Source organism: Hymenobacter jeongseonensis, from assembly GCF_015694725.1.
GTDB lineage: Bacteria > Bacteroidota > Bacteroidia > Cytophagales > Hymenobacteraceae > Hymenobacter > Hymenobacter jeongseonensis.
Genome location: NZ_JADQDQ010000011.1, coordinates 41,048 through 68,020 on the forward strand (window position 1 = coordinate 41,048; position 26,973 = coordinate 68,020).

Annotated in this window: 25 protein-coding genes; 6 read left to right on the forward strand and 19 right to left on the reverse strand. The window is 61.8% G+C overall.

What is annotated here, in order from left to right:
• Positions 1-7: 7 nt before the first annotated feature.
• From I2I05_RS18065 to I2I05_RS18085, 5 genes are all read right to left on the reverse strand, one after another.
• The gene (locus I2I05_RS18065; protein WP_196283653.1) at positions 8-1,183 is read right to left on the reverse strand and encodes a PepSY-associated TM helix domain-containing protein; all 1,176 of its coding nucleotides are present in this window, start codon (positions 1,181-1,183) and stop codon (positions 8-10) included.
• A gap of 159 nt (positions 1,184-1,342) precedes the next feature.
• Positions 1,343-3,754: a TonB-dependent receptor gene (locus I2I05_RS18070; RefSeq protein WP_196283654.1), complete on the reverse strand. Its 2,412-nt coding sequence runs from the start codon at positions 3,752-3,754 to the stop codon at positions 1,343-1,345.
• 267 nt (positions 3,755-4,021) lie between these two features.
• The gene (locus I2I05_RS18075) at positions 4,022-4,444 is read right to left on the reverse strand and encodes a nuclear transport factor 2 family protein (protein WP_196283655.1); all 423 of its coding nucleotides are present in this window, start codon (positions 4,442-4,444) and stop codon (positions 4,022-4,024) included.
• A 249-nt stretch (positions 4,445-4,693) separates the two neighbouring features.
• Positions 4,694-6,727 carry a carbohydrate binding domain-containing protein gene (locus I2I05_RS22385; RefSeq protein ID WP_196283656.1) on the reverse strand — a complete coding sequence of 678 codons (2,034 nt, stop codon included), beginning with the start codon at positions 6,725-6,727 and terminating at the stop codon, positions 4,694-4,696.
• Between the two features lie 780 nt (positions 6,728-7,507).
• Positions 7,508-7,954: a hypothetical protein gene (locus I2I05_RS18085; RefSeq protein WP_196283657.1), complete on the reverse strand. Its 447-nt coding sequence runs from the start codon at positions 7,952-7,954 to the stop codon at positions 7,508-7,510.
• Positions 7,955-8,270: 316 nt separating this feature from the next.
• Here I2I05_RS18085 and hemA point away from each other — a divergent pair, with 316 nt between their 5' ends.
• Positions 8,271-9,545 (forward strand): glutamyl-tRNA reductase, encoded by a 1,275-nt coding sequence (gene hemA, locus I2I05_RS18090; protein WP_196283658.1) that lies wholly within the window; start codon positions 8,271-8,273, stop codon positions 9,543-9,545.
• A 9-nt stretch (positions 9,546-9,554) separates the two neighbouring features.
• Here hemA and I2I05_RS18095 read toward each other — a convergent pair whose 3' ends face one another.
• The 14 genes from I2I05_RS18095 to I2I05_RS18160 form a co-directional block, all read right to left on the reverse strand.
• Positions 9,555-10,262, reverse strand: a complete 708-nt coding sequence (locus I2I05_RS18095; RefSeq protein WP_196283659.1) for a hypothetical protein — start codon at positions 10,260-10,262, stop codon at positions 9,555-9,557.
• A gap of 175 nt (positions 10,263-10,437) precedes the next feature.
• Complete coding sequence (hemF, locus tag I2I05_RS18100) at positions 10,438-11,376, reverse strand: oxygen-dependent coproporphyrinogen oxidase (protein WP_196283660.1); 939 nt, start codon at positions 11,374-11,376, stop codon at positions 10,438-10,440.
• A 49-nt stretch (positions 11,377-11,425) separates the two neighbouring features.
• A complete protein-coding gene (locus I2I05_RS18105; protein WP_196283661.1) occupies positions 11,426-12,346 on the reverse strand; it encodes a universal stress protein in 921 nt (306 codons plus the stop codon).
• Positions 12,347-12,396: 50 nt separating this feature from the next.
• A complete protein-coding gene (locus I2I05_RS18110) occupies positions 12,397-13,128 on the reverse strand; it encodes a sulfite exporter TauE/SafE family protein (RefSeq protein WP_196283662.1) in 732 nt (243 codons plus the stop codon).
• Positions 13,129-13,136: 8 nt separating this feature from the next.
• Positions 13,137-13,613: a FixH family protein gene (locus I2I05_RS18115; protein WP_196283663.1), complete on the reverse strand. Its 477-nt coding sequence runs from the start codon at positions 13,611-13,613 to the stop codon at positions 13,137-13,139.
• 143 nt (positions 13,614-13,756) lie between these two features.
• The gene (gene ccoG / locus I2I05_RS18120) at positions 13,757-15,166 is read right to left on the reverse strand and encodes a cytochrome c oxidase accessory protein CcoG (RefSeq protein WP_196283664.1); all 1,410 of its coding nucleotides are present in this window, start codon (positions 15,164-15,166) and stop codon (positions 13,757-13,759) included.
• A 155-nt stretch (positions 15,167-15,321) separates the two neighbouring features.
• The gene (locus I2I05_RS18125; protein ID WP_196283665.1) at positions 15,322-16,212 is read right to left on the reverse strand and encodes a cbb3-type cytochrome c oxidase N-terminal domain-containing protein; all 891 of its coding nucleotides are present in this window, start codon (positions 16,210-16,212) and stop codon (positions 15,322-15,324) included.
• A complete protein-coding gene (locus I2I05_RS18130; RefSeq protein ID WP_196283666.1) occupies positions 16,206-16,403 on the reverse strand; it encodes a hypothetical protein in 198 nt (65 codons plus the stop codon). Before I2I05_RS18130 ends, I2I05_RS18125 begins: the two co-directional genes overlap by 7 nt.
• A 150-nt stretch (positions 16,404-16,553) precedes the next feature.
• On the reverse strand, positions 16,554-18,776 hold the full coding sequence (ccoN, locus tag I2I05_RS18135) for a cytochrome-c oxidase, cbb3-type subunit I (protein ID WP_196283667.1): 2,223 nt from the start codon (positions 18,774-18,776) through the stop codon (positions 16,554-16,556).
• A 115-nt stretch (positions 18,777-18,891) separates the two neighbouring features.
• Positions 18,892-19,047 carry a cbb3-type cytochrome oxidase assembly protein CcoS gene (gene ccoS, locus I2I05_RS18140; RefSeq protein ID WP_196283668.1) on the reverse strand — a complete coding sequence of 52 codons (156 nt, stop codon included), beginning with the start codon at positions 19,045-19,047 and terminating at the stop codon, positions 18,892-18,894.
• An 11-nt stretch (positions 19,048-19,058) separates the two neighbouring features.
• Positions 19,059-21,482 (reverse strand): heavy metal translocating P-type ATPase, encoded by a 2,424-nt coding sequence (locus I2I05_RS18145; protein WP_196283669.1) that lies wholly within the window; start codon positions 21,480-21,482, stop codon positions 19,059-19,061.
• Between the two features lie 96 nt (positions 21,483-21,578).
• Positions 21,579-21,896 carry a cupin domain-containing protein gene (locus I2I05_RS18150; RefSeq protein WP_196283670.1) on the reverse strand — a complete coding sequence of 106 codons (318 nt, stop codon included), beginning with the start codon at positions 21,894-21,896 and terminating at the stop codon, positions 21,579-21,581.
• Between the two features lie 39 nt (positions 21,897-21,935).
• The gene (locus I2I05_RS18155) at positions 21,936-22,247 is read right to left on the reverse strand and encodes a hypothetical protein (protein ID WP_196283671.1); all 312 of its coding nucleotides are present in this window, start codon (positions 22,245-22,247) and stop codon (positions 21,936-21,938) included.
• Positions 22,248-22,440: 193 nt separating this feature from the next.
• Complete coding sequence (locus I2I05_RS18160) at positions 22,441-23,040, reverse strand: TlpA family protein disulfide reductase (protein WP_196283672.1); 600 nt, start codon at positions 23,038-23,040, stop codon at positions 22,441-22,443.
• A 140-nt stretch (positions 23,041-23,180) separates the two neighbouring features.
• On the opposite strand from I2I05_RS18160, the gene I2I05_RS18165 reads away from it, so the two are divergent.
• The 5 genes from I2I05_RS18165 (at position 23,181) to I2I05_RS18185 (ending at position 26,968) form a co-directional block, all read left to right on the forward strand.
• Positions 23,181-23,501 (forward strand): ArsR/SmtB family transcription factor, encoded by a 321-nt coding sequence (locus I2I05_RS18165; protein WP_230688413.1) that lies wholly within the window; start codon positions 23,181-23,183, stop codon positions 23,499-23,501.
• A gap of 68 nt (positions 23,502-23,569) precedes the next feature.
• A complete protein-coding gene (locus tag I2I05_RS18170) occupies positions 23,570-24,382 on the forward strand; it encodes a sulfite exporter TauE/SafE family protein (RefSeq protein ID WP_196283673.1) in 813 nt (270 codons plus the stop codon).
• A 143-nt stretch (positions 24,383-24,525) separates the two neighbouring features.
• Positions 24,526-25,881: an MBL fold metallo-hydrolase gene (locus tag I2I05_RS18175; RefSeq protein ID WP_196283674.1), complete on the forward strand. Its 1,356-nt coding sequence runs from the start codon at positions 24,526-24,528 to the stop codon at positions 25,879-25,881.
• Between the two features lie 153 nt (positions 25,882-26,034).
• Positions 26,035-26,376 carry a rhodanese-like domain-containing protein gene (locus I2I05_RS18180; protein WP_196283675.1) on the forward strand — a complete coding sequence of 114 codons (342 nt, stop codon included), beginning with the start codon at positions 26,035-26,037 and terminating at the stop codon, positions 26,374-26,376.
• Positions 26,377-26,407: 31 nt separating this feature from the next.
• Entirely contained in the window at positions 26,408-26,968 is a 561-nt protein-coding gene (locus tag I2I05_RS18185) for a YeeE/YedE family protein (RefSeq protein ID WP_196283676.1), read from the forward strand.
• Positions 26,969-26,973: the final 5 nt, after the last annotated feature.

Here is a 26,973-nt window from a genome sequence, read left to right on the forward strand (position 1 = left end):
CGGGACTTTATTGGAGCGCTTTTCTATTCGCTACTTGGGGCGGCCCAGCTACCGGCAAGCGCGCCGACTTCTTGGCCTTTTTGTTCCGGCGGCCCCACCACAGCAAGGTGCCCGTCACGGGCAGGCTGGCGGCCAACAGGCTGACAAGAAAAGCCACGATTTTGCCGCCCAAGCCCAAAATCTGGCCGGTGTGCACGTCGTAATTCATGTCGCCCAGCTTCATGCCGGCACTTTTCCCGGCGTGGAAGCGGGCCAGTAGCAATTGGCCCGACACGGGATGAAACGCATACTCGTCGCGGTGGTAGTAGTGCAGCGCCTGCTGGTAGGTCCAGCAATACGCGGGGTCCTTGCCGGTACCGGTTGGCCCGATGAGCACCATTTCCGCCCCCGGCGAGCGGCGCAGCACCGTGCGGTAAATGACATCGGGCAGGGGCTGAGCAGCGGCCGTCACGGCTTGCAGGGTGTCCACTTTGGGCAGCACTTTTTCCTGCGGATACGTCCGCCCGCCATTGGCTGCCCACATGGTCGCGTCGAGCATAACAGGGAAAAGCATGAACAAGCCCGTGAGGGCCAGCACCCCGGCAAGGCTGGCAATGTAGAAACCCAACACGTTGTGCAAATCATAGTTGATGCGCCGCCAGCGGGCACCCCACTTGATGGTGAAACGCTGCTTGCGCTCCTGCTTGCGCTTGGGCCACCACAGCACCAAGCCCGTGACCAGCATCACCAGAAAGATGATGACGCTGCCGCCCACCACCCATTTGGCGATGGCCTCGGGCAGCAGCAGAGTCATGTGAATTTCCTGCACAATGCTGAAGAAGTGCCGGCTGAGGTCCAGCTCTTGCAGCACCCGGCCGGTATAAGGATTCAAGTACACCAGCGTGGGTGTGCCAGCCGGGTCGGTGAAAAATACCGTAGCCGAGCGCTCGGGACCAAAATAAGTCACCCACGTCGTGGTTTTCGCCACGCCCGGGTGAGTTGCCAGCGCGGCGGCCTGCAGGCGCGAAGGCCGCAGCATGGGCGTAGTAGCCTGGGCTTCCACCTTGCGCCAGGGCTCCGTTACGTCCCGGATTTCGTCCTGAAAGGTGAAGATGGCCCCCGTCAGGCTCACGATGAACACCACCAGCCCCGTGCTCAGGCCCAACCAGAGGTGCAATTTGCCGATGGCTTTTTTGATGGTCATGGGGCGGGGAAACTGGATTTCTATTAAAAAAGCACGAACGTCATGCAGAGCGCCGCGAAGCATCTCGCGTGCCACCACTAATCCTTACGATTGGTTTACTACCACACGCGAGATGCTTCGCGGCGCTCTGCATGACATTTCGGCATCACCAGCGTAAGCTTAAAACTTATACGCCACGCTGCCAATGACGCTACGCAGCTTCTGCGCGTTCATGGTAGTGTAGCCAATCCAATATTTCTGGTCGGTCAGGTTATCGACTTTGGCCGACAGGCGAAACTTGGGCTGGTCGTAGAAGACGCTGGCGTTGAGCACGGTGTAGGCGGGCAGGGTGAAGACGTTGGTGTTGGTATTCTGGATGCGGTTGTCGCTGGCGTAGTTGCCGCCGAAACCTGCGCCCAAGCCTTTGAGCACGCCCTCGGGCTGGCGGTAGCTCAGCCAAGCATTGGCCACGATGGGCGACGACGCGGTGTTGGGCCGGCGGCCGTTCACGTCCTCGGCGGTGTTCTCAAACTTCGAGTCGTTGTAGGAAAAGCCGCCCACGAGGTTAAAGCCGCGCGCCGGGCTGGCAATCACGCTCACCTCTACGCCGCGGCTGAGCTGGGTGGCATCCTGGGTTTGGGCATTGGGCAGGTCCACGGTGGGCACGCTACGCAGGCGGTTTTCCACCCGAATATCGTAGTAGCTCACCGTGGCGCTCAGACGGCCCCCAGCCGCGTCCAGTTTCACGCCGCCTTCGAGCTGGTTGGCGCGCTCAGGCGTGGCAATGCGCGATTCGCCGCTGCTGTTGATGAACGTGCCGAGGTTATTAAAGCTGTTCTGGTAGTTGGCGAAGAACGCCACCCGGTCCTTCACGGGCTGATAAACCGCGCCGAATTTCGGCGAGAAAGCCGTTTGCGAATAAGCCGCGACCGGCGAGTAGAAGAGTCCGCCCTTGTTATCGAAATGGTCGACGCGCAGCGCGGCCAGCACACTCAGCTGCTCAGTCAGGTTGAGCACATCCGAAACAAAGGCGCTGTAGGTGTTGGTTTTGGTCGTTACCAGGTAATTGCCCGTTGGAGCAGCCGCGTACAGCGCATTCACATTCGTGGCGTTGAAGGCCCGAATGGCGGCGCTGGATGCGTTCAAGGAGATTTTATCGAAGTTGCCACCGAGGAAGTTCACGTCGGAATCGATGCGCAGGAAATCCAGGCCCAGCACCACGCGGTTGCGCAGGCGGCCCACTTTAAAGTCTCCGTTGAACAGCTGCTGGGCCTCCACCACGGTACGGCGGCTGTTGCCCGTCGATTGGTCGGCGCGGGCCAACGTGTCGCCGGGCATCAGGTAGAAATACGGCCCGAACCCGTTCGAGAAGCTGTGGCTACTGCTCAGGAAAGTGGTGGACGTGATGCTCGGTGAAATCTTGTACTGCACCTGTCCAAACAGGTTGGTGCTGCGCGTGTCCTGCGTCAAGCCCGCGCCTTGGTACGACTGGCGGTAGTCGAGCGGCAGCTCATCGGCCCGCGACGCCCCCAGCGCGGCCGATGGGTAGTAGAAGAAGAGAATCTGCTTGCCCACGTTGGTGCCCTTGTAAATCTCGGCATCCACGTTCACCGTCAACCGGTCGTTGGGGCGGAATTGCAGGCTGGGCGCCACGGCCAGGCTTTTGCCAAACCCGGTGTAGTCAAGGTTCTGGAAGCTGTCTTCGTAGGTGTAGGCCGTGTTCAGGCGGAAGGCCAGCGGCTTGGGCTGCAGCGTCGGCGTCTGGCCGTCCACTAGGTTCACGTCGGCGCTCACCCGGTGGAAGCCGTAGCTGCCGGCCGCCACGTTCAGCTCGCCGCCAAACGTGTCGAGCGGCTTCTTGGTCACGCGGTTCAGCAAGCCCCCGTAGGACGTGAGCGCGCTGCCAAACAGCGTGCCCGACGGGCCCTTTATCACCTCCAGCTTTTCCAGGTTGATGGCGTCGATGTCGCTGGTCACGTTGCCGGCCACGCCGTTGCGCAGCTGGCTGGACAAGATGAAGCCCCGGCTGCTGTAAAACGCACCGCCGTCGCCGCCGCGCCCGGTGGCTTCCCACATTTTTTGCAGGCCGGGCACGTTGCGCGTCGCGTCATCGGCGGTAAATACCAGCTGTTCGGTCAACAATTCCTTGCCCACCGTGGCGTACACCTGCGGGTTTTCCAGGTTCTTGAGCGGCATTTTGCCCACGTACTCGCTGTTGGTGCGGGCAAACCGGTTGGTGCGGGCGCCCTGCACTACGACCTCCTGCAGCTGCGCCGTACTCTCAACCAAACGAAAATCCAGGGTCACGACCTGGCCCGCCGCTACCGTTACCTGCTGCTGGGCCGGCTTGAGCCCCACGAAGGAAACCACTACCCTATAGGTGCCTTCGGGCACTGCGCTAATGCGGTAGCGGCCCTTGCTATCAGTAATGCCGCCCAGGGGCTGGCCTTCTACGCCCACGCTCACCGACTCGGCCGGGTCGCCGTCGGTGGTAGTCACGCGGCCAGCAATGCGGCCCGTTTGTTGGGCCAATGCGGGCAAAGTGACCAGAGAAAGCAGAACAAGGGCAGCGCAGTAAATTCGGGAAACCATGAGAAACTTATTTGGAATGATTCTAAACAGTAGCAAAGGTAGGCGCTGACAGCTGCGCCAGAAAGTCTATTTAGAACAATTCTAAATAGTAGCTCAGGTAATATCTTATAGCCAGTAGGTTCGAAGTGTCTGCGTACGGTTATAAAAAAGACCCTTTGCGCTAACGCAAAGGGTCTTTTTATTATCAGCACCTTCGGAAGCGACTTGTTCCCGGCACACCGCCGAGAGCCCAGTCGCCAGGTTCCGCACCGACGCCGGGCATTGGGCCTATACCGCCATGTGGCTGCTGCGCTGGAAGGCCTGCGCCACCGCCGCGGTGTCGGTATAAGCCTGGAAGTGCGCGACTTTGCCATCTCGCATCCGCAGGACGTGGGCCCACTCCTCTTCCTCGGGCTGCCCGGTGGAGCGAACGTGTCCTTTGCTGTAGCCCAGGGCCACAACGGCATCGCCTTGCGCGATGCATTCCTGAACCTCGAACCGCTCAAAATCGATGGCCTCGCTCACCTTGGCAAAGAACTTGGCCACTTCCTCCTTGCCACGAAATACGCCGGCATACGGAACCAGCGACGCCATGCCGGGATAAATGAATTCAATGTCTTCCGTGTACAAGTTGAGCAAGTTGGAGATGTCGCCTTTCACAAATAGGTCGTATCCCTCTTGCACTGTCTGAGTGTTTTGCTGCTCATTCATGGCCGTATAATTAATGAGTGAGAAAGATTATTGGACACATAAGTGCTTTACTCGGATGGCGATGGCGCCTTTCAACGGTTGAAGCGGCACCAATAAATGAATTACCGACAAGCCCACTACTCTTTAAATATACTAAAATTTTCACTGATTTACACCATAAAACAGCCTGCAAATGGCGGCATTCCATAGTTCGCTTTGGCCTGCCAAAACCGCGGCAACCAAGCTACCGGCCTTTCAAATTGACCTTGCTTACTGTTTCACCACTTTGTGCACCGTCGTCTTTCCTTGCGGGGTGGTCAGGCGGAGCAGGTAAAGGCCGGCGGGCAGGGACGCAGGCGGTGTGATGCGGCCTTGGCGGCCGCCCTGCTGCACCAGCACGCCGGATACCTCCGCCCCGCGCAAGTCCAGCAGCTGCACTTCCTGGAGTGTATGGGGCTCGGGCAGCTCATAGGTAAATGTTGACCGAAAGGGATTGGGAAATACCGTGAGCTGGGCGTTTGCGAGCGGCGGGGCTGCCCGTTGGTCGGCCGCCACGGCACTGAGCTGCCGCGCGGCACTGGAGCCGTCGGTTAGGCGCACTTCGTCTATCCAGGCCCAGGTCGAGGCATCGGTGTTCCAGAGGTAGATTTCCGCTGAAGTTTGGGAGCTGCCAGTCGTAAAGGTGAAGCTAACCGTGCGCCAACCGCCATTGGTATCGCCCACTTCCTGGTACTGTTCGGTTGTGCCCGTGTTCTTCACACCTACCCAGGCCGTGGCGCCGCTGCTGCTGTAGGCCGCCACGTCGCAGGTGAGGGTGTAGGTGGTATTGGGCTGCAGGCCCTGCACTACCTGGTAGAGATAGGCCAAGCCGCCGCCGGCCCAGCCCGCCTGGCTGCCCGCCCGCGTGGTGGAGGTGGTGAGACCCGCCTCGCCGCCGTTCAGCCAAGTGGCCCACGGGGCCAGCGTGCCGGTTTCAAAGCCGCCGTTCGCCACCCGGGTGGTGGCCACGGGCCCGGCGCCCGCTTTGGTGAGCGACACCACCGTGACGGACACCGCCGGCAGGTTTATTTCGGGAATGGTGTTGCCGGCCACGCGCACCGGGGCGGCCGCGGCCCACGTGGGGGTTTGGTCCCAGGAGCCACTGCCCGTAAGCTGCCACACCGCCGCCGTGGCCCCGTAGGCGTTGGAGGACCGGATGGGCACCGCGACGCGCTGGGCCTGCTCGGCCTTGTTTTCCAGAAAAACATTGAGCGTGCCCGTGCTGGCATCGTACGCCGCAAAGGTCTTCACGGTGGGGCTGCTGGTGGTCCTCACGAGTTGGTCTTGAATGAACTTGCCCCACACGGCCAGCGCCATGCCCGATGCATGCAGGCCATTGGCGCGGTTGAGCGCGGTGTACAGAGAAAAGCCATCCCATTCCTCGCCAAACCAGCGGGTGTTCCAAAGCGCCCCGTAATCAATGCGGGGGGTGGTGAGCAGCTGGCCAATGGTTTCGAAGTTGACCAGCGCGTGGCCCAGGTCGTTGGTTTTGCCCCAGCCCTGGTACCAGTTGATGGCGTTGAATTCCGAAACCACCACCGATTTTCCGCTGCTGCCCACGGCATTGAGCGCCGCGCGGGCGTCCGGCAGCAGGTCTATGTCGGGAGTGGTGGCGTACGTACTGTAAGCACCATACCAAGCGGTGGTGTAATTGCTACACGCCACAAAATCGATATTGGGCGCGGCATTGACAATGGTTTGAAAGCCGGCCTGGCTGTTCCAACTGATGCCGACTTTGATGGATGGGTCGACGGCTTTCATGGCCGCGGCGTAGCGGCTGGCAATGTCGGCGGCCTGCGCCGCGCTTAGGCCTTTGTCGTTCCACATCTCGTTGCCCACTTCCCAGTATTTGATGCCGTACCCCTTCGTGATATTTGCGTACCGGACCCACGCCGCGGCTACTTGCTGGTCGAGGCCGGCTGCCGGGTTGTAGGCCACGTTGATGTGGGCCTGGGCGCCCGTTTGCCGGCACGTGGCCATGAGTTGGTCCGTGTTCATGGTGTTGCGCGAAGCCCCAGCGTAATAGCTGCCCGGAACCCAGTGCGCCGTGGCCGCCGAAGTGTAGGGTGCCGCAGCCCACACGTAAAAATTAGATTTTGCACCGCCGGGGAAGCGCAGCCGCTTGGCCCCCATTTCCTGAACGGCCTGGGCCAGCGGCCGGGCCCCGGCGGGCCGGTTGGCGTCGGCATCAAGCCCCGCGTTGAGGTTGATGCCGTATTTGTCGGCTACCCCGCTCGCAATGACCGACTCCGTATTAACGACCACCGTCGCCTGCGCTTTTGTGAGTAACGGACTGGCACCAAAGACCAACCAAGCCCATCTCATTGCATTTCTCATAATAAATAAAGCGTATGTGTGAAAGAATAGAGAAGCAGAAATGGCTGAAAAGCAAGGCGACCCAAGCACGAAAACTCGGAAATATTCACATAAAAAATATCACTAATCAGCGCTGTAAATTCATTAAAACCGAAAAATGTTGAGCTTCAACACCGGCTCAAGCGCAGCAGTGCCATTTTGTCGAGGTTTTTTTCCTAACCAGAGTTGGGAAGCAGGCGGCCGTCAGGGCGCGGGCGGCTTATATAGCTAAAAATCGCCTCACAGACAATGAGTTACTCTACCTCTCCTGCGATGTATGAGCAGACCACCAAAGCAGCGCGCAAGGGCTTCAGCAGGCGTGGCATTTGACAGGAGTTGAACCCACCGCTTAGGCAAAGCAACTCAGGGGCGCTCCGCTCCTAGCGTTTGGCAGCAAACACTAAGCAGCCGTTGGAGCGTGGGGGGGACGCATGCTGATGGGGTTCTCACTGCAATTGGGACGAGCAAGTACCTTATGCGCACTATCAGCTTATTTAAACGAAGGCCACACCGAAACGAGCCGACCTGATGGTCGGCTCGTTTCGGTGTGGCCTTCGTTAGGAACGATTAGTGCTTTTTACGCCGCTTGGCGAAACGCAAGCGGCGTAGTGCCGGTGTAATACAAAGGTCCTCCAGCCCCTTGCCCGCCGAGAACAGGAATCAAACAGCTTCGTGTACAAATCAAACAAGCTAGCGGTGGCTGGTGCGGCGCACCTTGCGGCCATCGGCCGTGAACACGAGGGTTCGGCTGAGACTGCTTTCGCAAGTCGCGGCCTCATAGGTAATAGCCTGCGTGTGGGCGTTCACGAATTTGGCAGCCTGGCAGACTTTCCGGCTCGGGTAGTGCACGGCCAGCGTTTGGAGCACGGAGGCTGGCAGGGCACTCACGGCCAACGGCACACCGGTGGATTCCACGTCCCCATTAGCCGTAAAACGGACCAATTGCTGGGCCGGGCCCTGGGTGAAACTGGCCTGATACAGCCCCTGGGTCTTTTTCCATTGAACGGTGGTGGCGCGCGGATGCTGCTGCTGGAGGGCCACGAAGGCCAGCGGTGGCACTTGGTCGGAGCTGATGAGTTGGGCACGACTGCTGCTGGCCAGCAGCAGGACCACACCAAGTAACAGAAGGGTTTTCATAGCGCGAAATTGCTGGGAAGTACTGGCCTGCTGCAGTAGTGCAGCAGGACCTGGAGCAGGCAGGGAGCGCGCCAGGCCGGAACCGAAAGGCAAAGCAGGCCCGGAAACCGACCGCTGGCCTCGCCCCTGCTTTAGCCTGGGCACACCCCGGTTTTATCCCACAAAAGTGCCACGGTCCGGTCCGGCTTACCATGACACCAATCAGCTGGACTGATGACGTGTGTCATGCTTTCGGCTTGCGGTGGCAAGGACCTTTGTCAGCGCCTGATTCGCATCCGGCGTGCGCGTTCCTACTCTCTCCACTTCGAATCTTCGCATGAACCAAGGTTTCAACGTTCTCAGCCTTAGTCACCGGCACGCCCCTGCTGCCGTTCGGGAGCAGTTGGCACTGAGCGAGCCCGCCTGCCGCGCCTTGCTGATTACGCTAAACAAAGGCCTGGGGCTTACCGATGTGCTCGTGCTGAGCACCTGCAACCGCACCGAAATATATTACTGTGCTGACCAGGACCAGAGCGGCGCCATCCTCGACGAATGGGCCCGCATTAAGCACTTCCCCTCCCCCGCCCGGCTCGCGCCTTACTTTATCAGTCTCACCGGGGCCGCCGCCGTGCAACATCTCTTCGAAGTAGCCATGGGCCTGGACGCGCAGGTAATCGGCGACCAGCAGATAAGCCACCAGGTGAAGCAGGCCTACCAATGGTCGGCGGACGCGGATACGGCGGGCCCATTTCTGCACCGGCTGCTGCACACCGTATTTTTCACCCACAAGCGGGTGCGCCAGGAAACGGGCTTCTGCGACGGAACCGCCTCGGTTGCCTACGCTGCCTTGCAGCTGGTGGAGGACCTCACGGCCCACCTGCCCAGCCCCCGGGTGCTGCTGCTGGGCGCGGGAGATTTCGGAGCCGACGTGGCCCGGTATTTTGCGGCCAACCCGCGGTTTGCGCACGTCACTATTTGCAACCGCACGCGGGCCCGGGCCGAAGCCGTAGCGGCCGAGTGCGGACTGCCCGTGCTAGATTTTGCCGATTTGGCCCGCGGCATTCAGGCGGCCGACGTTGTTATTTCTTCGGTGGCCGCTCCATCGCCGCTCATCACACCGGAACTGCTGGGCAACCAGCCCGTGCTCAGCCACAAGTACCTGGTCGATTTGTCCATGCCCCACAGCATTGCTGCCACGGTCGAAACGGTGCCCGGCGTGTTGCTCTATCCACTCGAGGCCATTCAGAGCAAGGCCTCGGCGGCCCTAGAGCGGCGGCTAGCAGCCGTGCCCCAGGTGCGCGCCATCATTGCCGAAAGTGTGGCCGGCCTGCAGGACTGGAGCGAGGAAATGGCCGTGTCGCCCACCATCCACAAGCTGAAAAACGCCCTGGAGCAGCTGCGGCAGGAGGAAATGCAGCGCTACGGCAAGCGAATGAGCCCTGCCGAAGCCGGAATGCTGGACGAAATCACCCGCTCGCTGATGCAAAAGGTGCTCAAGCAGCCCGTGCTGCAGCTCAAGGCGGCCTGCAAGCGCGGCGAACCCGGCCAGCTGGTCGAACTGCTCAGCGAGCTATTCGACTTGGAGCGGCAGCCGGCTGCCGCCCTAGCCTAGCGCCCGGCATCAGGCCGAACAGGGCACGCGCAGGTCCAGAAATATCAGGCGCCAGCGCCCGCCCACCCCCGCCGACTTGGCGAAGTGAAACCGAAACCCGGTCCGGGTTTGCAGCACGCTGCGCACGGTGCGCCCTTGGGCCGCCTGGCCCTGCGCGGCCGTGCCACCTTTCACCGTGGCACTCCCCCACAAGTCCAGCGCCCGAAAGGCGGTGGCCGGACCAGCAAAACAACCTTGCCGGGCAAACCCCGCGTTATCCTTGGTTTGCAGGGCGCAGTCGGCTTCCAGCAGCCGCGCCACGTTTTGCAGCTGCGGGCAGGTCATGAGCTGCTTGTCCAGCGAAAACAGCGGCAGGTTCTGGTAAGAGCGGCGGAAAGCTTCCACTTCGGCCACTCGCGTCACCAGCGGCACAGCGCCGGGCTGCTCCAGAATCCAGAGGCCAAATTCCGGGTCGAGGAGCTGGTTGAGCACTGCGGCATCGTGGCCGCGCAGGGCGCCTTCCAGCAGCAGCCACGCCCCGGCCACGGAGGTGTCGGCGGGCATCACAGCGTTTTCGGTGCGCGCAGCGGCCGAGTCAGGCTTGGGCGGATTGTCGGTGGCAACCTTGATGGCACCCTGACCGGCCGCTTCATCGGGCATGCCGTTGGGATTTTTGGTGTCACAGGCCACGAGCAACAAGGCTAGGGAAAGGCTGGTAAGGCCGAGGGGAATTCGCATGAGGTCAAATAAGAAGGAGTTTAAAAGCACCAGGCGCTTATTAAGGTTAAAATTTTGGGGACTAGACCGTCATGCTGAGCGCAGCCGAAGCATCTCTACTGAGGAAGTAAATAATTACTCTGGCGGTAGAGATGCTTCGGCTGCGCTCAGCATGACGCTGTTTCTTAGGTAAGCACTACGCCGGCACGGCCGCAGCCGGCGCCCACTCCACACCCTGCTTCAGCCACTGCTGCGTGGCTTCCTCCGGCGAGCCGGGCTCGACGGTGTAGTTGTAGTGCCACTCGGCTTGCGGGGGCAGGCTCATGAGGATGCTTTCGGTGCGGCCGCCGGTTTCGAGGCCGAAGCGGGTGCCTCGGTCAATGGCGAGGTTGAACTCGGCGTAGCGGCTGCGGCGCACTTGCTGCCATTGCTTTTCCCGCTCAGTGAAAATCAGGCCCTGGTTTTGCCGCATGATGGCGGCGTAGGTGCGGCCGTAGAGTTCGCCCACGTCCTGCACGAAGGCAAACAGCTCTTCAAACGAGCCGTCTTGGCCCACGGTGAGGCGGTCGAAAAAGATGCCGCCTACGCCGCGCGTTTCCTTGCGATGCGGCAGGTAGAAATACTCGTCGGCCCACTTCTTAAAGCGCGAGTAATAGCTGGGGTCGTGACGCTGGCACATCTCGCGAATCTGCTCGTGAAACCAGCGGGCCTGCGCCTCGTCCACGTAAATCGGGGTCAGGTCGAGCCCGCCACCGAACCAGGCTTCACCGTTGCCGGCCTCAAAGTAGCGCACGTTCATGTGCGAGATGGGCACCAGGGGGCTGCGCGGGTGCTGCACCACGCTCACGCCGGTGGCAAAGTAGCGCCGGTCGGGCAGGAGCAGCGCTTGCGCGGCCTGCTCGGTGAGGCCGCCGCGCACGGTGGAAAAGGCCACGCCGCCTTTCTCCAATATGTCGCCGTTTAGCAGCACGCGGGTGCGGCCCCCGCCACCGCCGGCGTGCTCCCAGGGCGTTTCCTGGAACTTGATGCCGCTGCCATCGGCCAGCTCCAGCCGGTAGCAGAGCCAATCTTGAAAGTGGCGCATCCAGTTCTCAACCCGGGTGCGGGGCAGGGTCAGGGTTTCAACAGCAGTCATGATGAAGCAGAGTTAAGCAAATGCGGAGTTAAGAATGAGCAGGACTGGTTCAGGCCCAGGCCACGGCGCGGTAGGCGGCGAGCCGGGCGGCGGCTTCTTCCTGGGCCAGGCGCTGCTGGCAGTGTTCGCAGCAGGCTTCGGGCACGGCGGGTTCGGTGGCGCGCAGCACCAGCACCGGGATTTGGGTGTGGTAGGCCTGCGTTTGGGTGTAGCACTGGTCGAAGTAGCGCAGGAGCTGCGCCGTGGTGGCCGGTGCAATGATGAGCAGCTGCGCCTGCGTGCGGGCGCAGTACTCGCTGATGCCTTCCAAGGGCGCTTCGTCTTCCACCAAATGCTCGGTGATGGTGGGCCAGGTGAGCTGCGACGCGGCCCGCCCGAGGGCCTGCTTCAGGCGCCGGCGCCGGGGCCGCGCCGTGCGCGGGTAGAACTGCACCAAATCCAGCGAACCCGGAAAGGCACTGGCCAGGCCCGAGAGCCGAGGCAGCAGGTGCAGGCCCAAGGCATCAAAATCGGCGGAGAAAACCAAGCTGTTGGGCAAGGAGCGGTGCTTGGCCGGCACCACCAGCACCGGGCAGCTCACCAGGGCGGCGATGGTGGCCGCGTGGTTGCCGGGGGCTTCTTCCTGGCCGCAGTCGATGTGCTCGAGGCCCATCACCACGAGGTCAGCGGCGCAGGCGGCGGCTTCGGCTTGCACATGGTCGTGCAGGCAGCCGGCCAGCACCCGGTAGCGGTACTGAATGCGGCGGCCATTTTGGCGGGTGAGCTGCTGGTAACGCAGGCGCTCAACCAACACGCGCAACCGCTGCTCCTGGGCCCGCAGCACGGCGGCGGGCTCGGCGGCCTGGTCATCGAGCTGGTGGCAGTACAGCAGCACCACTTCGGCGGGCCAGCGCACGGCCAGCTTGTTGGCGTAAGCCAAGGTGAATTCGGCGGCCGGGGTGTGGTCGATGGGGACGAGAATGGTTTTCATGAGCAGGGGCGCGCAGTAGGCCGAATAATGGGAGAGAAAATGAGAAGAGACTAGTGACAGTCGTACACCGTGGCCCGCTGGGAAGCGGTGGTTTTGGCAGCGGAAGGCCCCAACTGCGGGCTCAGGTAAGGAATGCCGAGTCCCAGCCCGCGCACGATGAACAGCACCGCCAGCACCGAAGCCGCGTAGGGCACGGCCTGGCGCATGCGGGTGCGCCAGAACAACGGCACCAGGCGCCCGCTCAACGACAAGCCGAACATCAGCGGCAGCGTGCCCAGGCCAAAGCAGGCCATGTAAGCCGCCGCGCCCGCCACGCCCGGCGCGCTCAGCGCCCCGGCCAGCGCGAGGTACACCAGGCCGCAGGGCAGCAGGCCATTGAGCACGCCCGTGGCATACAGAGCCGACAGCGCAGGCCGCTGAAACAGGCGGCCCAAAGTGGTTTTCACCCAAGCCAGCGGCTGGTTCAGGCCCAGAGCACTGGCCAGGCGGCTGGTGTAGCGCTCCGGCACCGCCACCAGCAGCAAAATCAGCACGCCCGAGGCAATGGATAAGCCCTGCTGCACCCCGGCTAGGCGCAGGCCTTGGCCCACCAGCCCGGCCGCGGCCCCTAGGGTAGCATAGGTCGTGACGCGGCCCAGGTTGTAGAGCAGGCGGCCGCCCGCGTAGCGCAGCGGCGAAGTCGCCTTATCCACGCCGCCGGGCAGCGCCAGGGCAATGGCCCCGCACATGCCCACGCAGTGGAAACTGCCCAGCAATCCAAAGAGGAATCCGGCCAAGAGCATGGTTTAGTTCAGTTAAGCGTGAGGTCTTGTTCGAGGAAATAGGCTTGTCCACCGGCCGTGAAATCGAGCTGAACGCGCCACAGGCCGGGCGCCATTTTGCTGGTGTTGATGGACTGCCGCAAATCCGCCGCCGGCTGCAGGGGCAGCGCGAAATCCAGGTCTTCGTTGGAAGGGCGGAAAAAGTGGACTTGGCCCTGCACGGCCTGGCCCGCCAGCGCCGCCGGCAACTCCAGCGTCAGGCGCCGGCTGGCGGCATCGTGGCGGATTTGCACCGGCGTGGGCAAAGCGGTGGTGCGGGCCACGGCGTCCATGCGCTGCTGGTGGGCCAGCTCCTTTTGGTAATAGTCGGCGCTGACCAGGTTCACGTCGGTTTGCATGGCCCGGTACACCATCGAGCCGATGTAGGCGGCGAACAGCACGAATACCGCGATGATGGCGTAGGGCCAGATGTTGCGTTTGGGAGGGGAAACGGCCGGGTTAGTCATGGGTGTTTGGGTTTGAGAACGGTCATGCTGAGCGCAGTCGAAGCATCTCTACCGCTTCGTTGTGGCAGCGTTGATTACTACTGCGGTAGAGATGCTTCGGCTGCGCTCAGCATGACGTGCTAATTAGTTGCCAGCACTACCAGCTACTGCGATGGCCCGAGAAACTTGGTGCTGGTTTCCGAAATCAACTCGCCGCCGCTGAACAGGCCGATGCGGATTTTCTGGTTGGTGCGGTGCAGGGCGGTGCGGGGTAGTTCAGCGAAAAACACGCCTTCGGTGATGCCTTGGGCGGGCAGTTTCAGGCCATTGGTGCCGATGAGCGAAATCTGGCCCTGCGCGGGTTCGAGGATGCGCAGGGTGATGGGGTAGCGGCGGTTGGTTTTGTTGATGACCGAGATGTTGTAGAGGTTGGTGATGGTGCCGTGGTCGGTTTTTTGGTAGAGCTGCCCGGGCGTGCGTAGCACGGTGGCTTCCACGTTGGAGCGCGACACCAGCAGGCCCGTGAGCACGGCCAGCAGCAGCACCAGCCCGCCCGAGAGCGCCTTCACGCGGCCCGTGAACCGGAATTTGGTGCCGTTGGCAATGCCGTTTTCCGAGGCGTGGCGGATGAGGCCCTGCGGCAAATTCACCAGGTCCATGATGGAATTGCAGGCATCGATGCAGGCGGTGCAGTTGGTGCACTCCATCTGCTGCGCGCCGTTGCGGATGTCGATGCCGGTGGGGCACACCTGCACGCACTGGTGGCAGTCGATGCAGTCGCCCTCGGTGCGCACCTTGTTCTTGTGCAGCTTCTCGCGCGGCTCGCCCCGCTTGTAGTCATAGGCCACTACCAGGCTGTCCTGGTCGAGCAATACGCCCTGCAGGCGGCCGTAGGGGCACACAATGGTGCACACCTGCTCCCGAAACCGCGCAAACACGGCGTAGAACACGCCCGTGAAGCCGATCATGGCCGCCAGCCCGCCCAAATGGGCCGTGAGCGGGTCGGTGATGATGGCCACCAGCGCATCCGAGCCGATGATGTAGGCCAGAAAGGTGTTGGCAATGAAAAACGAGACAGCCAGAAACAGAACGTGCTTGGTGGTTTTGCGCCAGAGCTTGTCCCAATCAAGCGCGCGCCGGTCGAGGGCCTTTTGCTGGGGGGCGTCGCCTTCCAGCCAGTACTCAATGCGGCGGAACACCATCTCAAGGAAAATGGTCTGCGGGCACACCCAGCCGCAAAACACGCGCCCGTACACCACCGTGAACAGGATGATGAACACCAGAAATGTGAGCGTGGCCAGCAGCAGAATGAAGAAGTCCTGCGGCCAGAATATCTGGCCGAAGATGATGAACTTCCGCGCCGGCAGGTTCAGCATCAGCAGCGGCAGGCCATTGAGCCGCAGCCAGGGCCCGGCAAACAGCACGGCCAGAAAGCCGTAGCTCAGCCACTTCCGGGCGCGGTAGAGGCGGCCGGCGGGCTTCTTAGGATAGAGCCACACCCGCTTGCCCGCCGCATCCACCGTGGAGATGCTGTCGCGGTAGGCGTCGTCGGGTTTGAATTGGGTGGTGGCCATGGGTTGGAGGAAGTGGGAGGAAAATCAAATAGGGACGTCATGCTGAGCGCAGTCGAAGCATCTCTACCGCAGGAGTAATCAACGCTACCCAACGAAGCAGTAGAGATGCTTCGACTGCGCTCAGCATGACGTGCTACTGGGGTTGTAATCAGCCGTTACAGCTTGGCTACAGGCTTATTAGGAGCCTCTTTCTCGCCCTGCGGCTCCTTGGCATTAGCCGGCTTGGAGCCTTGCAAACTCAGGGCGTAGGACGCCACCTGCAGAATCTGCTTGCCAGAAAGCTTGCCTTTCCAGGCCACCATGCCCTTGCTCGGAATGCCGTACTTGATGGTTTTGTAGACGTGGTTCACCTCCCCGCCGTGCAGCCAGAATTCGTCGGTCAGGTTGGGACCGACTTTGCCCTCGGCGTTGGCGCCGTGGCAGGGGGCGCAGTTGGTGGTGTAGATGCTTTTGCCGCTGCTCAGGTCGGCCGCGGTGGCCAGGGCCTGGTAGGTGGTGAGCTTGGTGGGGTCATCGGCCCCGGCCGAGACGAGCAGCGCCGCCTGGCGCATTTCGGTTTCGTACTCAGCGGCTTGCAGCTGGCCCTTGGTGGTGAGGTGGTAGTAGCCCACGTACACAAGGCCAAACACGATGGTGAAGTAGAAACCGTACTTCCACCACGGCGGCAGGTCGTTGTCGAACTCGTGGATGCCGTCGTAGTTGTGGTCGAGGAGCTCATCCTTGTACTCGCCGCGCACCAGCGTGGCATCGCCCACCAGCAGGCCCAGCACCTTGCCGCTCCAGGTGCCGTGCACCGTGGGCAGGTCGTAGAGCTGGCGCAGCTGCGTCTTCATCTGCACTACGATGGTGATGCCTACGGACAGCAGCGTCAGCAGCAGCACGCCCAACAGGCCCAGCAGCAGCCAGAACAGCAGCTCCTGCTGGTTCATGCCGGCGGCTTTGGCGGGCGCGGTGGTTTCCGGAGTCTGGGCGTGGGCTACGCCGCGCAGCAGGAGGCTGGCCGCAGTCAGCAACGCCAATCGGGTGGTTTTCGCTGGCGCTAGCATGAGGGGTTGGATTTAACGGGTTTCAGGGGCTCATCTTCCAGCAGCGGCAGCATGCTCATGGCACTGATGTGCTGGCGATTGACGACCAGCACGTACACCAACAGGGCTATGAAAAAGAGGAAGAAAATGACGAAGGAGATGAGCGGGTAAATCGAAATGCCCGTGATGGACTGCAGAACTTCTTTGTACATGGTGAGGAGGTTTTGGAGGGATTTGATTGCCAGCCGCCGGTCATGCTGAGCTTGTCGAAGCATCTCTGCCGCTTCGTTGTAAAGGCATTAATTACCATTGAGGTAGAGATGCTTCGACAAGCTCAGCATGACGTTCTTTTTGCTGCGTGGCTACTGCGCGGCGGCATCCGCCGTGGCGGCGGCCTGCTCGGGCTTCACCTTGATGTCGGTGCCCAGGCGCTGGAGGTAGGCAATCAGGGCCACGATTTCCCGGTCGGATTTTACTACGATGTCTTCCTTTTTCAGGTCGGCCACGATGCCCTGGGCTTGTTTTTGGGCGTCGGCTACAGCTTGCTGGTCGTAGCCGGCGGGGTAGGGCGTGCCCAGCTGCTGGAGCACCCGGATTTTAGCGGGCAGGTCGGAGTAGTCAATTTCGTTATCGAGCAGCCACGGGTAGGGCGGCATGATGGAGCCGGGCGACATGCTGGTGGGGTCCATCATGTGGTTGTAATGCCAGGAGTGCGGGTATTTGCCGCCCAGGCGGTGCAAATCGGGCCCGGTGCGCTTGCTGCCCCACAGGAAGGGCCGGTCATACACAAACTCGCCGGCTTTGGAGTATTCGCCGTAGCGCTCGGTTTCGGAGCGGAAGGGGCGCACCATCTGGGTGTGGCAGTTCGAGCAGCCTTCCTTGATGTAAAGGTCGCGGCCCTGCAATTCGAGCGAGGTATAAGGCTTCACCGAGGCAATGGTGGGCACGTTGCTTTTCACCAGGAACATGGGCACCATTTCAATCACGCCGCCGATGAGAATGGCAATGGTAGCGCCCACGGCCAGCTGAAAGGGGCGGCGCTCCAGCCAGCGGTGCCAGTGGCCGCCGGTGGCGTGCGGGTCTTCGGCGGCGGGGAGCAGCGCGGGGGCCTGCGCCATTTCATTGGCCAGCAGCGCGCCACTTTTGGCCGTTTTGTACAGGTTTAACATCATCAAGAACACGCCGCTCAAATAGAGCACGCCGCCGATGCCGCGCAGGTAGTACATGGGCACAATCTGGATGACCGTTTCCAGGAAGTTGGGGTATTGCAGCATGCCCTCGGCGTTGAATTGCTTCCACATCAGCCCCTGCGTGAAGCCCGACCAATACATGGGAATGGCATAAAACAAGATGCCGAAGGTGCCCAGCCAGAAGTGAGTGTTGGCCAGCTTGGTGGAGAACAGCGGCGTTTTGTAGAGGCGCGGCCACAGCCAGTACAGCATGCCGAAAGTCAGGAAACCATTCCAGCCTAGGGCACCAACGTGCACGTGAGCCACAATCCAGTCGGTGAAGTGGGCCAGGGCATTCACGTTTTTTAGCGCCAGCATGGGGCCCTCGAACGTGGCCATGCCGTAGGCCGTGATGGCCACCACGAAGAACTTAAGCACGGGCTCGGTGCGGACTTTGTCCCAGGCACCGCGCAGGGTCAGCAGGCCGTTTATCATGCCGCCCCAGCTTGGCGCAATGAGCATGATGCTGAAGGCCACGCCCAGGCTCTGCGCCCAGTCGGGCAGTGCTGTGTACAGCAAGTGGTGCGGCCCGGCCCAGATGTAAATGAAAATAAGCGACCAGAAGTGAATGATGCTCAGGCGGTAGGAGTACACCGGACGCTCCGCTGCCTTGGGCAGGAAGTAGTACATCAAACCCAGGTAGGGCGTGGTGAGGAAGAAGGCCACCGCGTTGTGGCCGTACCACCACTGCACCAGCGCGTCCTGCACGCCAGCATACATCGAGTAGCTTTTCATGAAGCTCACCGGCAGCGCCATCGAGTTGACGATGTGCAGCACGGCCACCGTGAGGAAGGTGGCGATGTAGAACCAGATGCCCACATACAGGTGCCGCTCGCGCCGCTTGGCAATGGTGCCGAACATGTTCCAGCCAAACACCACCCACACCAGCGTAATGGCAATGTCGATGGGCCATTCCAGCTCGGCGTATTCCTTGCTGGTGGTGAGGCCCAACGGCAGCGAAATCACCGCCGAAACGATGATGAGCTGCCAGCCCCAGAAATGGATTTTGCTAAGCACGTCGGAGAACATCCGCGTCTTGCACAGGCGCTGCAAGGAATAGTACACACCCGTGAAAATGCCGTTGCCCACGAAGGCGAAAATCACGGCGTTGGTGTGCAGCGGCCGGATGCGGCCGAAGGTGGTGTAGGCGTTGCCCAGGTTCACCTCGGGCCGGGCCAGCTGAAAGGCGGCCAGCACCCCCACCAGCATCCCGATGATGCCCCAGACCACGGTGGCAATGCCAAAGTCGCGGACAATCTTGTTGTCGTAGAAGAAGGTCTCGATTCCGCGGGCGGGCGGCGGGGGCACCAAGAGGGGCAGGGTGGCCGCCGTGGGTACGTGTAATTCAGCTTGCATGGGCCTGAGAAGAGTAGTTTTTACTGCTTCAAAGGTCCCGCAGACGGTATTTGGGAAATATGATAAAAGTCAGCCAAGGACTTGATTCCTATCAGGCAGCCATATAGCGCAGGGCCTATTCTTCGTCCTCCGCGGGTTCTTCAAACAGCATCCGCACGGCGGGCGTGTAGGTGTCCTCGTATTGGCCCGAGCGCACGGCCCACAGAAAAGCCCCCAAAAAAAGCAACGCGACTATCAGGCTAATGCCGATGAGCAGGAAAATAATGGTCATGACGGAGCAGGTTAAAGCCCGCGGCGGTGAGCGGCATAGCGCACCAGCAGCGTGGCAAATACCATCACGCTGAGCGAGCTGATGGGCATGAGAATGGCCGAGGCAATGGGCGTGAGCAGGCCCTGCACCGCCAGGCCCAGGCCGATGCCGTTGTAGCAGAAGGACAGCCCGAAAGTGGCCAGCACGATGTGCCGGCAGTTTCGGGCGAAACGCAGGATGGTGGCCAGCCGGCCGAAGCTGCCTGCTTCGAGAATGGCGTCGCTGGCCGGGGAGAAGTTGGTGAGCGTTTCGGTGAGGGCGATGCCGACGTCGGCCCGTTGCAGGGCGCCGGCGTCGTTCAGACCGTCGCCCACCATCACCACGCGGCGGCCCTGCTGCTGTAGGTTTTCCACGAAAGCCAGCTTATCGAGCGGCGACTGCTGAAACCGCAGTTCGGCCCCGGCTCCGAAGAGCTGGCGTAGCCGGATTACATCGGCGTTGTTGTCGCCGGTGAGCAGTACCAGCTGGTAGCGCTGGCCCAGTTCGCCCAGCAGGTCGGCGAGGTGTTCGCGGTATTCGCTCTGCACTTCGTACCAGCCCGCGAGTTGGCCCTCCAGCGCCACGTACACCCGCGTGGCTTGGTCCGGCCCCGCCAGCTCAGTCGCTGAGGCGCCAATAAAACTGGCTGCGCCCACACACACCTTCACGCCAGCCACCAAGCCACGGATGCCCTGCCCAGGCGTTTCCTGGCAATTCGTTACTGAGAATGGACTGGCCCCCAGTTGCTCCGCGATGCGCTGGCTGAGCGGGTGGGTGGACTGCCGGACGAGGGCCGCCACGCGCTGCGCATCGTCGGCCGAGAGGGTCGGGCCGGCGAAGCGCACGGTGGCGCGTTGGGCGTCGGTGAGCGTGCCGGTTTTGTCGAACACCAGCGTGTCAGCGCGGCTCAGGGTTTCGATGACGGCGGCGTTTTTCAGGTATAGCTGGCGGCGGCCCAGCACCCGCAACGCGGCCCCCATGGCGAAAGGCGTGGCCAGCGACAGCGCGCAGGGACAGGCAATAATCAGCACCGAGGTGAAGGCGCGCAGGGCCATTTGCGGGTCCTTGGGGTACCAATACAGCACCGAGCCCAGGGCCAGCGTCAGCGTCAGGGCCACGAAGTAGCGGCCAACGTGGTTAGCGTAGGTTTCCAGCGTGGGCCGGCCGGCTTTCTCAAACGCGGGGTTGTTCCAGAGTTGCGTGAGGTAGCCCTGCGATACCTCGCGCACCACCTCCAGCTCCACGGCTTCGCCCACCTGCCGCCCGCCGGCATACACCACCTCGCCCACGGCCTTTGCCACGGGTACGCTCTCGCCCGACACGAAGCTGTAATCAATCAGGCCAACCCCGCGCAGCAGCACGGCATCGGCCGGAATGATTTCCTGGTGCCGCACCCGGATGCGCTGCCCGGCCTGCAGCTCCTTCACCGATACTGACTGCTCGCCGGTTTTAGTGAGCCGCGTCACGGCCACCGGGAAGTAGGAGGTGAAGTCGCGGTCGAATCGCAGCGCGTCGTAGCTGTGCTGCTGCACCCATTTGCCGATGAGCATGAAGAACACCAGCCCCGTAAACGAGTCGAAGTAGCCCGGCCCGCGCTGCGTGAGCACGTCGAATACGCTGGTCGTAAACAGCGCCGTGAGGCCCAGGCTGATGGGGAAATCGAGGTTGATGTAGCGCTGCCGCAGCCCCTGCCAAGCCGACTGATAGAACCCCCGCGCACTCACCAGCAGCACCGGCAGGGCCAGCAGCAAACTCAGCCAGCCGAAGAACCGGCCAAACGTGGCCTGTAGCCCTTCGGTGAAGGAAAAGTAGTCGGGAAAGGCCAGCAGCATCACGTTGCCAAAGCCAAAGGCTGCCACGCCCAGCTGGTAGTACAACGTGCGGTTGGCGGCGTGGGGCTGCGCGCCCAGCTCGGCCAGCGTAATCTGCGGCTCGTAGTTGATGGCGGCCAGCAAAGTCACCACGTCTTTCAGGCTGGTGGTGGCCGGCTCGTAGCTAACCGTTAGCTCCTTGCGCAGGAAATTCACCCTTGACTCCCGGATGCCCGCGTTCAGCTTGAACAGGTTTTCGAGCAGCCAAATGCACGAAGCGCAGTGCATCTGCGGGATGCTGAGCGTGAGCCGAGCCAAGGTGGGCGAGCGAAACGCCAGCAACTGGCTTTGCACCGATTCCAGGTCCAGGTAGTCGAAGCGGCAGGGCAACTCCACCTCCTTTACCTTCTGGCCAGCGCGGTCATCGAGGCGGTAGTAGGTGCACAGGTTGCTGGCATCCAGCAGCTCGTACACGGCGCGGCAGCCGGCGCAGCAGAAGTGCAGCGTCGGCTGGTCGGCCAGCAGGATGGGTTCGTCGGGGCACGCGTCGCCGCAGTGGGTGCAGGCGACGTGGGTGAGGATTTCGGGAGCAGCGGTGATGGGCACGAACGGACGGGCTGGTGACAGCCTCAAAGCTCCGGCCTCCCCCAGCGGCAAACGCTGATAAAAGTCAGGCGGGAAGCTGATTCTTTTCAGCTGGCCCTACCGGAAAATCAGAATGCGGGCCGCCTCCAGGCATTCCAGCGAATGCGGCGCGCCACTGGGGATGATGACGTAGTCGCCCGCCGTTGCTTCCGTCGGCACGTCTTCCTGCCTGATGATGAGCCGGCCCGCCAGTACCGTCACGAACACATCGACGCTGGCGTGGTGGGTGGGCATGATTTCGCCAGCGGCGAAGGTTTTGTAAATCACCTTCTGCCCGCTTTTATCCAGTAGCACGAGGGCCTTTTGTTCGCCCGCGGCGGGATGACGGCCGGCCAGCAGGCTGCCGCTTTTAAGCGGAGGATGCGTTAATTTCATGCGAATCAAATTATTACTAAGCAGGTTATCAAAATCGCCTTAAAACTTCCGGGCGTGGCAGGCCGCGCAGTCGGCGGCAGTGGGCAGCATGTAAGCGTGCTTTTCAATGGCGCTGTCCAGGGCGTGCCGGAAGGCCACCAGGAGCTTGTCCCGCTCCACCGTGGGCATGTTTTGCAGCACCTGCTCGATGGATTCCCGGTAGACATGGGCCATGAAATTGGGGCCGTAAGCAGCAAAAAAACCGTTGTGCAGGGCATCAAATGTGGCTTTTTCCGACGTTGAAATCGACAGCGATAGCGCCTGCCACTGCCTGGCATTTTCGTCCAAGCTGAGTTGAAGGTCAGGGTTCATGGTCCGGCGGAATAAAAAAGCGGAGAGAAATGGCACTGGTCCCGCCCGAAATGCGGCCCGGTTGGAGCGCAGGTGGAGAGCATAGCACAAAGGTGGGGACCGGCGCAGGCCCGGAACTTGACGATGCACAGCCTATTGGATGACAATTATCACCTTCCCTCCTGCCCGGCAGCCACCAGAAAAATCCGCCACGCTAGCGGGCCGATTTTGCCAACTGCTCCAGCGAGGCCTTGAACTCCGGCGTGTCGTAGTCGGCCATGCCGTCGTGGCGGGCCGCCACCTGCCCGTAGGGGCCGAGGATGACCGTGGACGGAATGGAATTGGAATCGAACGGCGCGGGCAAAGTGCCGGTGCGCAGGTACACGGGAAAGGTGTAGCCCTGGCCCTGCACGAACTTCCGGGCCTTGGCCACGTCATCGTCGAGCGAGAGCATCACGAAGGCCACTTTTGAGCGGTCGACCTTCTTATACAAGGCTTCGATGCCCGGCATCTCGGCGCGGCAGGGCGGGCACCAGCTGGCCCACAGGTTCACAAATACTACCTTGCCCTTCAGGTGGCTCAGGTTCACGGGCCGGCCTTCGAGCGTAACCAGGGGCAAGTTGTGCGGGTAGGAAGGGTTTCCGGTGGGCCGCGCGGGCGCGGTGGCGGAGCGCACGGGCACTGTGGCCTTCCACAGCCCCGTGGCCAGCAACCCGCGTTGCACCCCACCCAGCACAATGGGGCGCAACGGCGTGAGCAGAACGAGAGCAAACAGGGCCAGCGGCAGCCACTGCACTAGATTCTTACGGTTCATGGTTGGAAAATGGGGGAACGGCCTGGGGCAGCAGCCGGGGCGCTGCTACTGGTATAAACCAGAAAAAAACAGACTTGAGGGAACAAATGTAGGAAGCACATTTGTATAAATGAACAAATGTTCATAAGTTTGTACGAGTTATGACCGCAACCACCGCTCCCTCCGTTGACATGGGCCTCTCCATTGAGAAGATGGAGAAGGTGGCCTTCATTCTGAAGACGACGGCCCACCCCACGCGCATTGCCATTGTGCAGCTGCTGGCCGCCCACGACGGCCTCTCGGTGACGGACATCAGCGAACGGCTGAACGTGGAGCAGAGCCTCCTCTCCCACCACCTCACGGGCATGAAGCTCAAGGGCATCCTAAGCAGCCACCGCGATGGCAAGAACATCTTCTACTCCCTGAAAATGCGCGAAGTCATCGACGTGATTCAGTGCCTGGCCGCGTGCACGTTCCTGTAAACGGCGCGCGTTTTTTATGCCGTAACACATGAACAAATTATCATAATTTCATACATTATTCGGTTATCATGCTCGATTACTTCGGCTACTTCGCGGCCATTTTCATTGGCCTTTCGCTCGGCATCATGGGCGGGGGCGGCTCCATCCTCACGGTGCCCGTGCTGGTGTACCTGATGGGCGTGAGCCCGGTGCTGAGCACGGCTTACTCGCTGTTTGTGGTGGGCAGCACGTCGGTGGTGGGGGCTTCGGGCTACTTCCGCAAGGGGCTGGTTTCGTTGAAAACGGCCGTGGTGTTCCTGCTTCCTTCGCTGCTGGCGGTGTTTGGGGTGCGCAAGGTGCTCATGCCGGCCATTCCGCACGAGCTGTTCACGATGGGCGGCATCGCCTTCACCAAAGACCTGCTGGTGCTGGTGGCCTTTGCCGCGCTCATGGTAGTGGCGGCCACGTCGATGATTCGCCGCAAGCAGGCCGAGGAAGTGCTCGATGAAGAGCTGCACCACCGCCACGCCTTCAACTATCCCCTCATTCTCGCCATTGGCCTAGTGGTGGGCACGCTCACCGGCTTTGTGGGAGCGGGCGGCGGCTTTCTGATTATTCCGGCGCTGGTGCTGGGCGCGCGCCTGCCCATGAAGCTGGCGGTGGGCACTTCGCTGGCCATTATTGCCCTGAACTCGCTTATCGGCTTCACCGGCGACCTCAGCGCGGGCACGCCCATTGCCTGGTCGTTTCTGCTGGGTTTCTTGGCCTTTGCCCTCGGCGGCATTGTGCTGGGCACCTACCTGTCCCGTTTCATTCCGGGGGCTAGGCTGAAGCCGGCCTTTGGCTGGTTCACGCTGGCCATGGGCACGTTTATTCTAACCAAAGAGCTGCTGTTTCATTGAGTTGGTGAAGCTCTTATCAGCCCGTCATGCAGAACGCAACGAAGCATCTCGCGTGCCGCTACTAATTAGTTATTGCACGCGAGATGCTTCGCTGCGCTCTGCACGACCGTTCTACTTCACTCCTAAATCCCCCATTGCCTCCCATGAAAATCGAACAGTTTGAAGACAAGGGCCTGGCCCATTTCTCCTACGCCATCCTGAGCGAGGGCACCCGCGAAATTGTTCTCATCGACCCGGCCCGCAACCCGCAGCCCTACTACGACTACGCGAAAGCCCACGACGCCAACATCGTGGCCGTTATCGAAACCCACCCCCACGCCGACTTCGTGTCGTCGCACCTGGAAATTGCCCAAACCATCGGAGCTGTTATCCGCGTGAGCCGGCTATTGGGGGCCGATTACGCCTTTGAAGCCTTTGACGAGGGCGACGCCTTCACCGTCGGCAAGCTCACCTTCCGGGCCCTGAACACGCCCGGCCACTCGCCCGATTCCATCAGCATTGTGCTGGAGCGCGAGGGCAAAGACGTGGCCGTGTTCACCGGCGACACCCTGTTTATCGGCGACGTGGGCCGCCCCGACCTGCGCGAAAAAGCCGGCAACCTAACCGCCAAACGCGAGGAACTGGCCCGCCAACTGTACCACAGCCTCCGCGAAAAGCTCATGCCCCTGGCCGCCGACGTGCTGGTGTACCCGGCCCACGGCGCGGGCAGCCTCTGCGGCAAGGCCCTGAGCGGAGCCAACAGCAGCACCATCGGGGCCGAGAAAATTGGCAACCCCATGCTGCGCCCGCTCAGCGAGGAGGCCTTTGTGCAGGAGCTACTGGCCGACCAGCCGTTCATTCCCAAATACTTCGGCTACGACGTGGCCCTGAACAAAGCCGGCGCCCCCAACTACGCGCCGAGCGTGCAGCAGGTGAAGCGCCTGGCTGCCGGCGCGGCGCTGGCAGCCGGCGCGCTGGTGGTGGACACGCGCCCCGAAGCCGAGTTCAAAAAGGGCCACGTGCGGGGCGCCATCAACATTCAGCAGGGCGGCAAGTTCGAAACCTGGCTGGGCACTATTGTGGGGCCGGAGGAGCCGTTCTACCTCATCGCGGCCGACGAGGCCACGCGGGAAGACCTGATTCAGAAAGCGGCCAAAATCGGTTACGAGCCGCTGATTGAAGGCGCGCTGGTGGGCACGCCGGCCACCGAGGCAACACTGCCGCAGCTGGACCTAGCCGCCTTCCGCCAGCACCCGGAGCAATACACCATCGTGGACATTCGCAACGCCACCGAACACCGCGACGAGCCCATTTTCGACGGTTCTCTCCACATTCCGCTGCCTGAGCTGCGCGAGCGGGCCCGGGAAATCCCCACCGATAAGCCCGTGGTGGTGCATTGCGCCGGCGGCTACCGCTCGGCGGCGGGCAGCAGCATCGTGGCCGACGCCCTGCCCGGCACCGAAGTGCTGGACCTGAGCGAGGCCGTGAAGTCCTTCCAGCCAGCCACGGCGGCGCACTAAGCTTCAACGCCCGTCATGCTGAGCGCAGCCGAAGCATCTCTACCGCTTCGTTGAACTGATGGAATTACTTCCGAGGTAGAGATGCTTCGGCTGCGCTCAGCATGACGGTTTAGTTTATCCTTCAATTTCCCTCCCAATTCAAATTCATCCGCCATGTTCGGTTTCACTAAATCTTCTGCTCCCGCTTTCCAAAACCTGACGCCCGCGCAATTTGCCGAGGGCCTGCACCAGCCCGGCGCGGTGCTGCTGGACGTGCGCCGGCCCGACGAATTTGCCGCCGGCCACCTGCCCGGCGCGGTCAACATCGAAGTCACCGCGCCCGACTTCGGGCAGCGCGTAGCGGCGCTGGATAAAAGCAAGCCAACTTACGTGTATTGCCGCAGCGGGGCCCGCTCGGCCAGCGCCGCCGGCCAGCTCACCACCGCCGGCTTCGCGCAGGTTTCGAACCTGCTGGGCGGGGTGCTCGACTGGAGCGAGGCACTGACCACTAAATAAATAGCTGCCATCATTCTGATATTCTGTTTTCATGCTTGAACTCCTGCAACAACCCTGGCCCTGGTACGTGGCCGGGCCTCTGATTGGCCTCACCGTGCCCGCGCTGCTGCTTGTGGGGAACAAGGCGCTGGGCATCAGCAGCTCGCTACGCCACCTGTGCGCGGCCTGCGTGCCGGCCGGCATCCCGTTTCTGACCTATAACTGGCGGGCCGAAACCTGGAATTTGGTGTTCGTGCTCGGCATTGCCCTGGGCGGCTTTATTGGCTACCGGCTCATGGGCCACCCCGACGTGGTGGCCATTTCGGCCGCCACGGTGCGCGACCTAAAAGCCGAAATGCACCTGACGGACTTCACCGGCCTGCTCCCGCGCGAACTGTTCGCCCTGGCAAACCTAGCCAACTGGAAAGGCTGGGTGTTTTTGGTGCTGGGCGGCTTTTTGGTGGGCTTTGGCACGCGCTACGCCGGCGGCTGCACCTCGGGGCATGCCATTTCGGGGCTTTCGAATCTGCAATGGGTGTCGCTGGTAGCCGTCGTCGGCTTCTTTGCCGGCGGCCTGCTGATGACCTGGGTTATCTACCCGCTGATGTTTTAACCTCC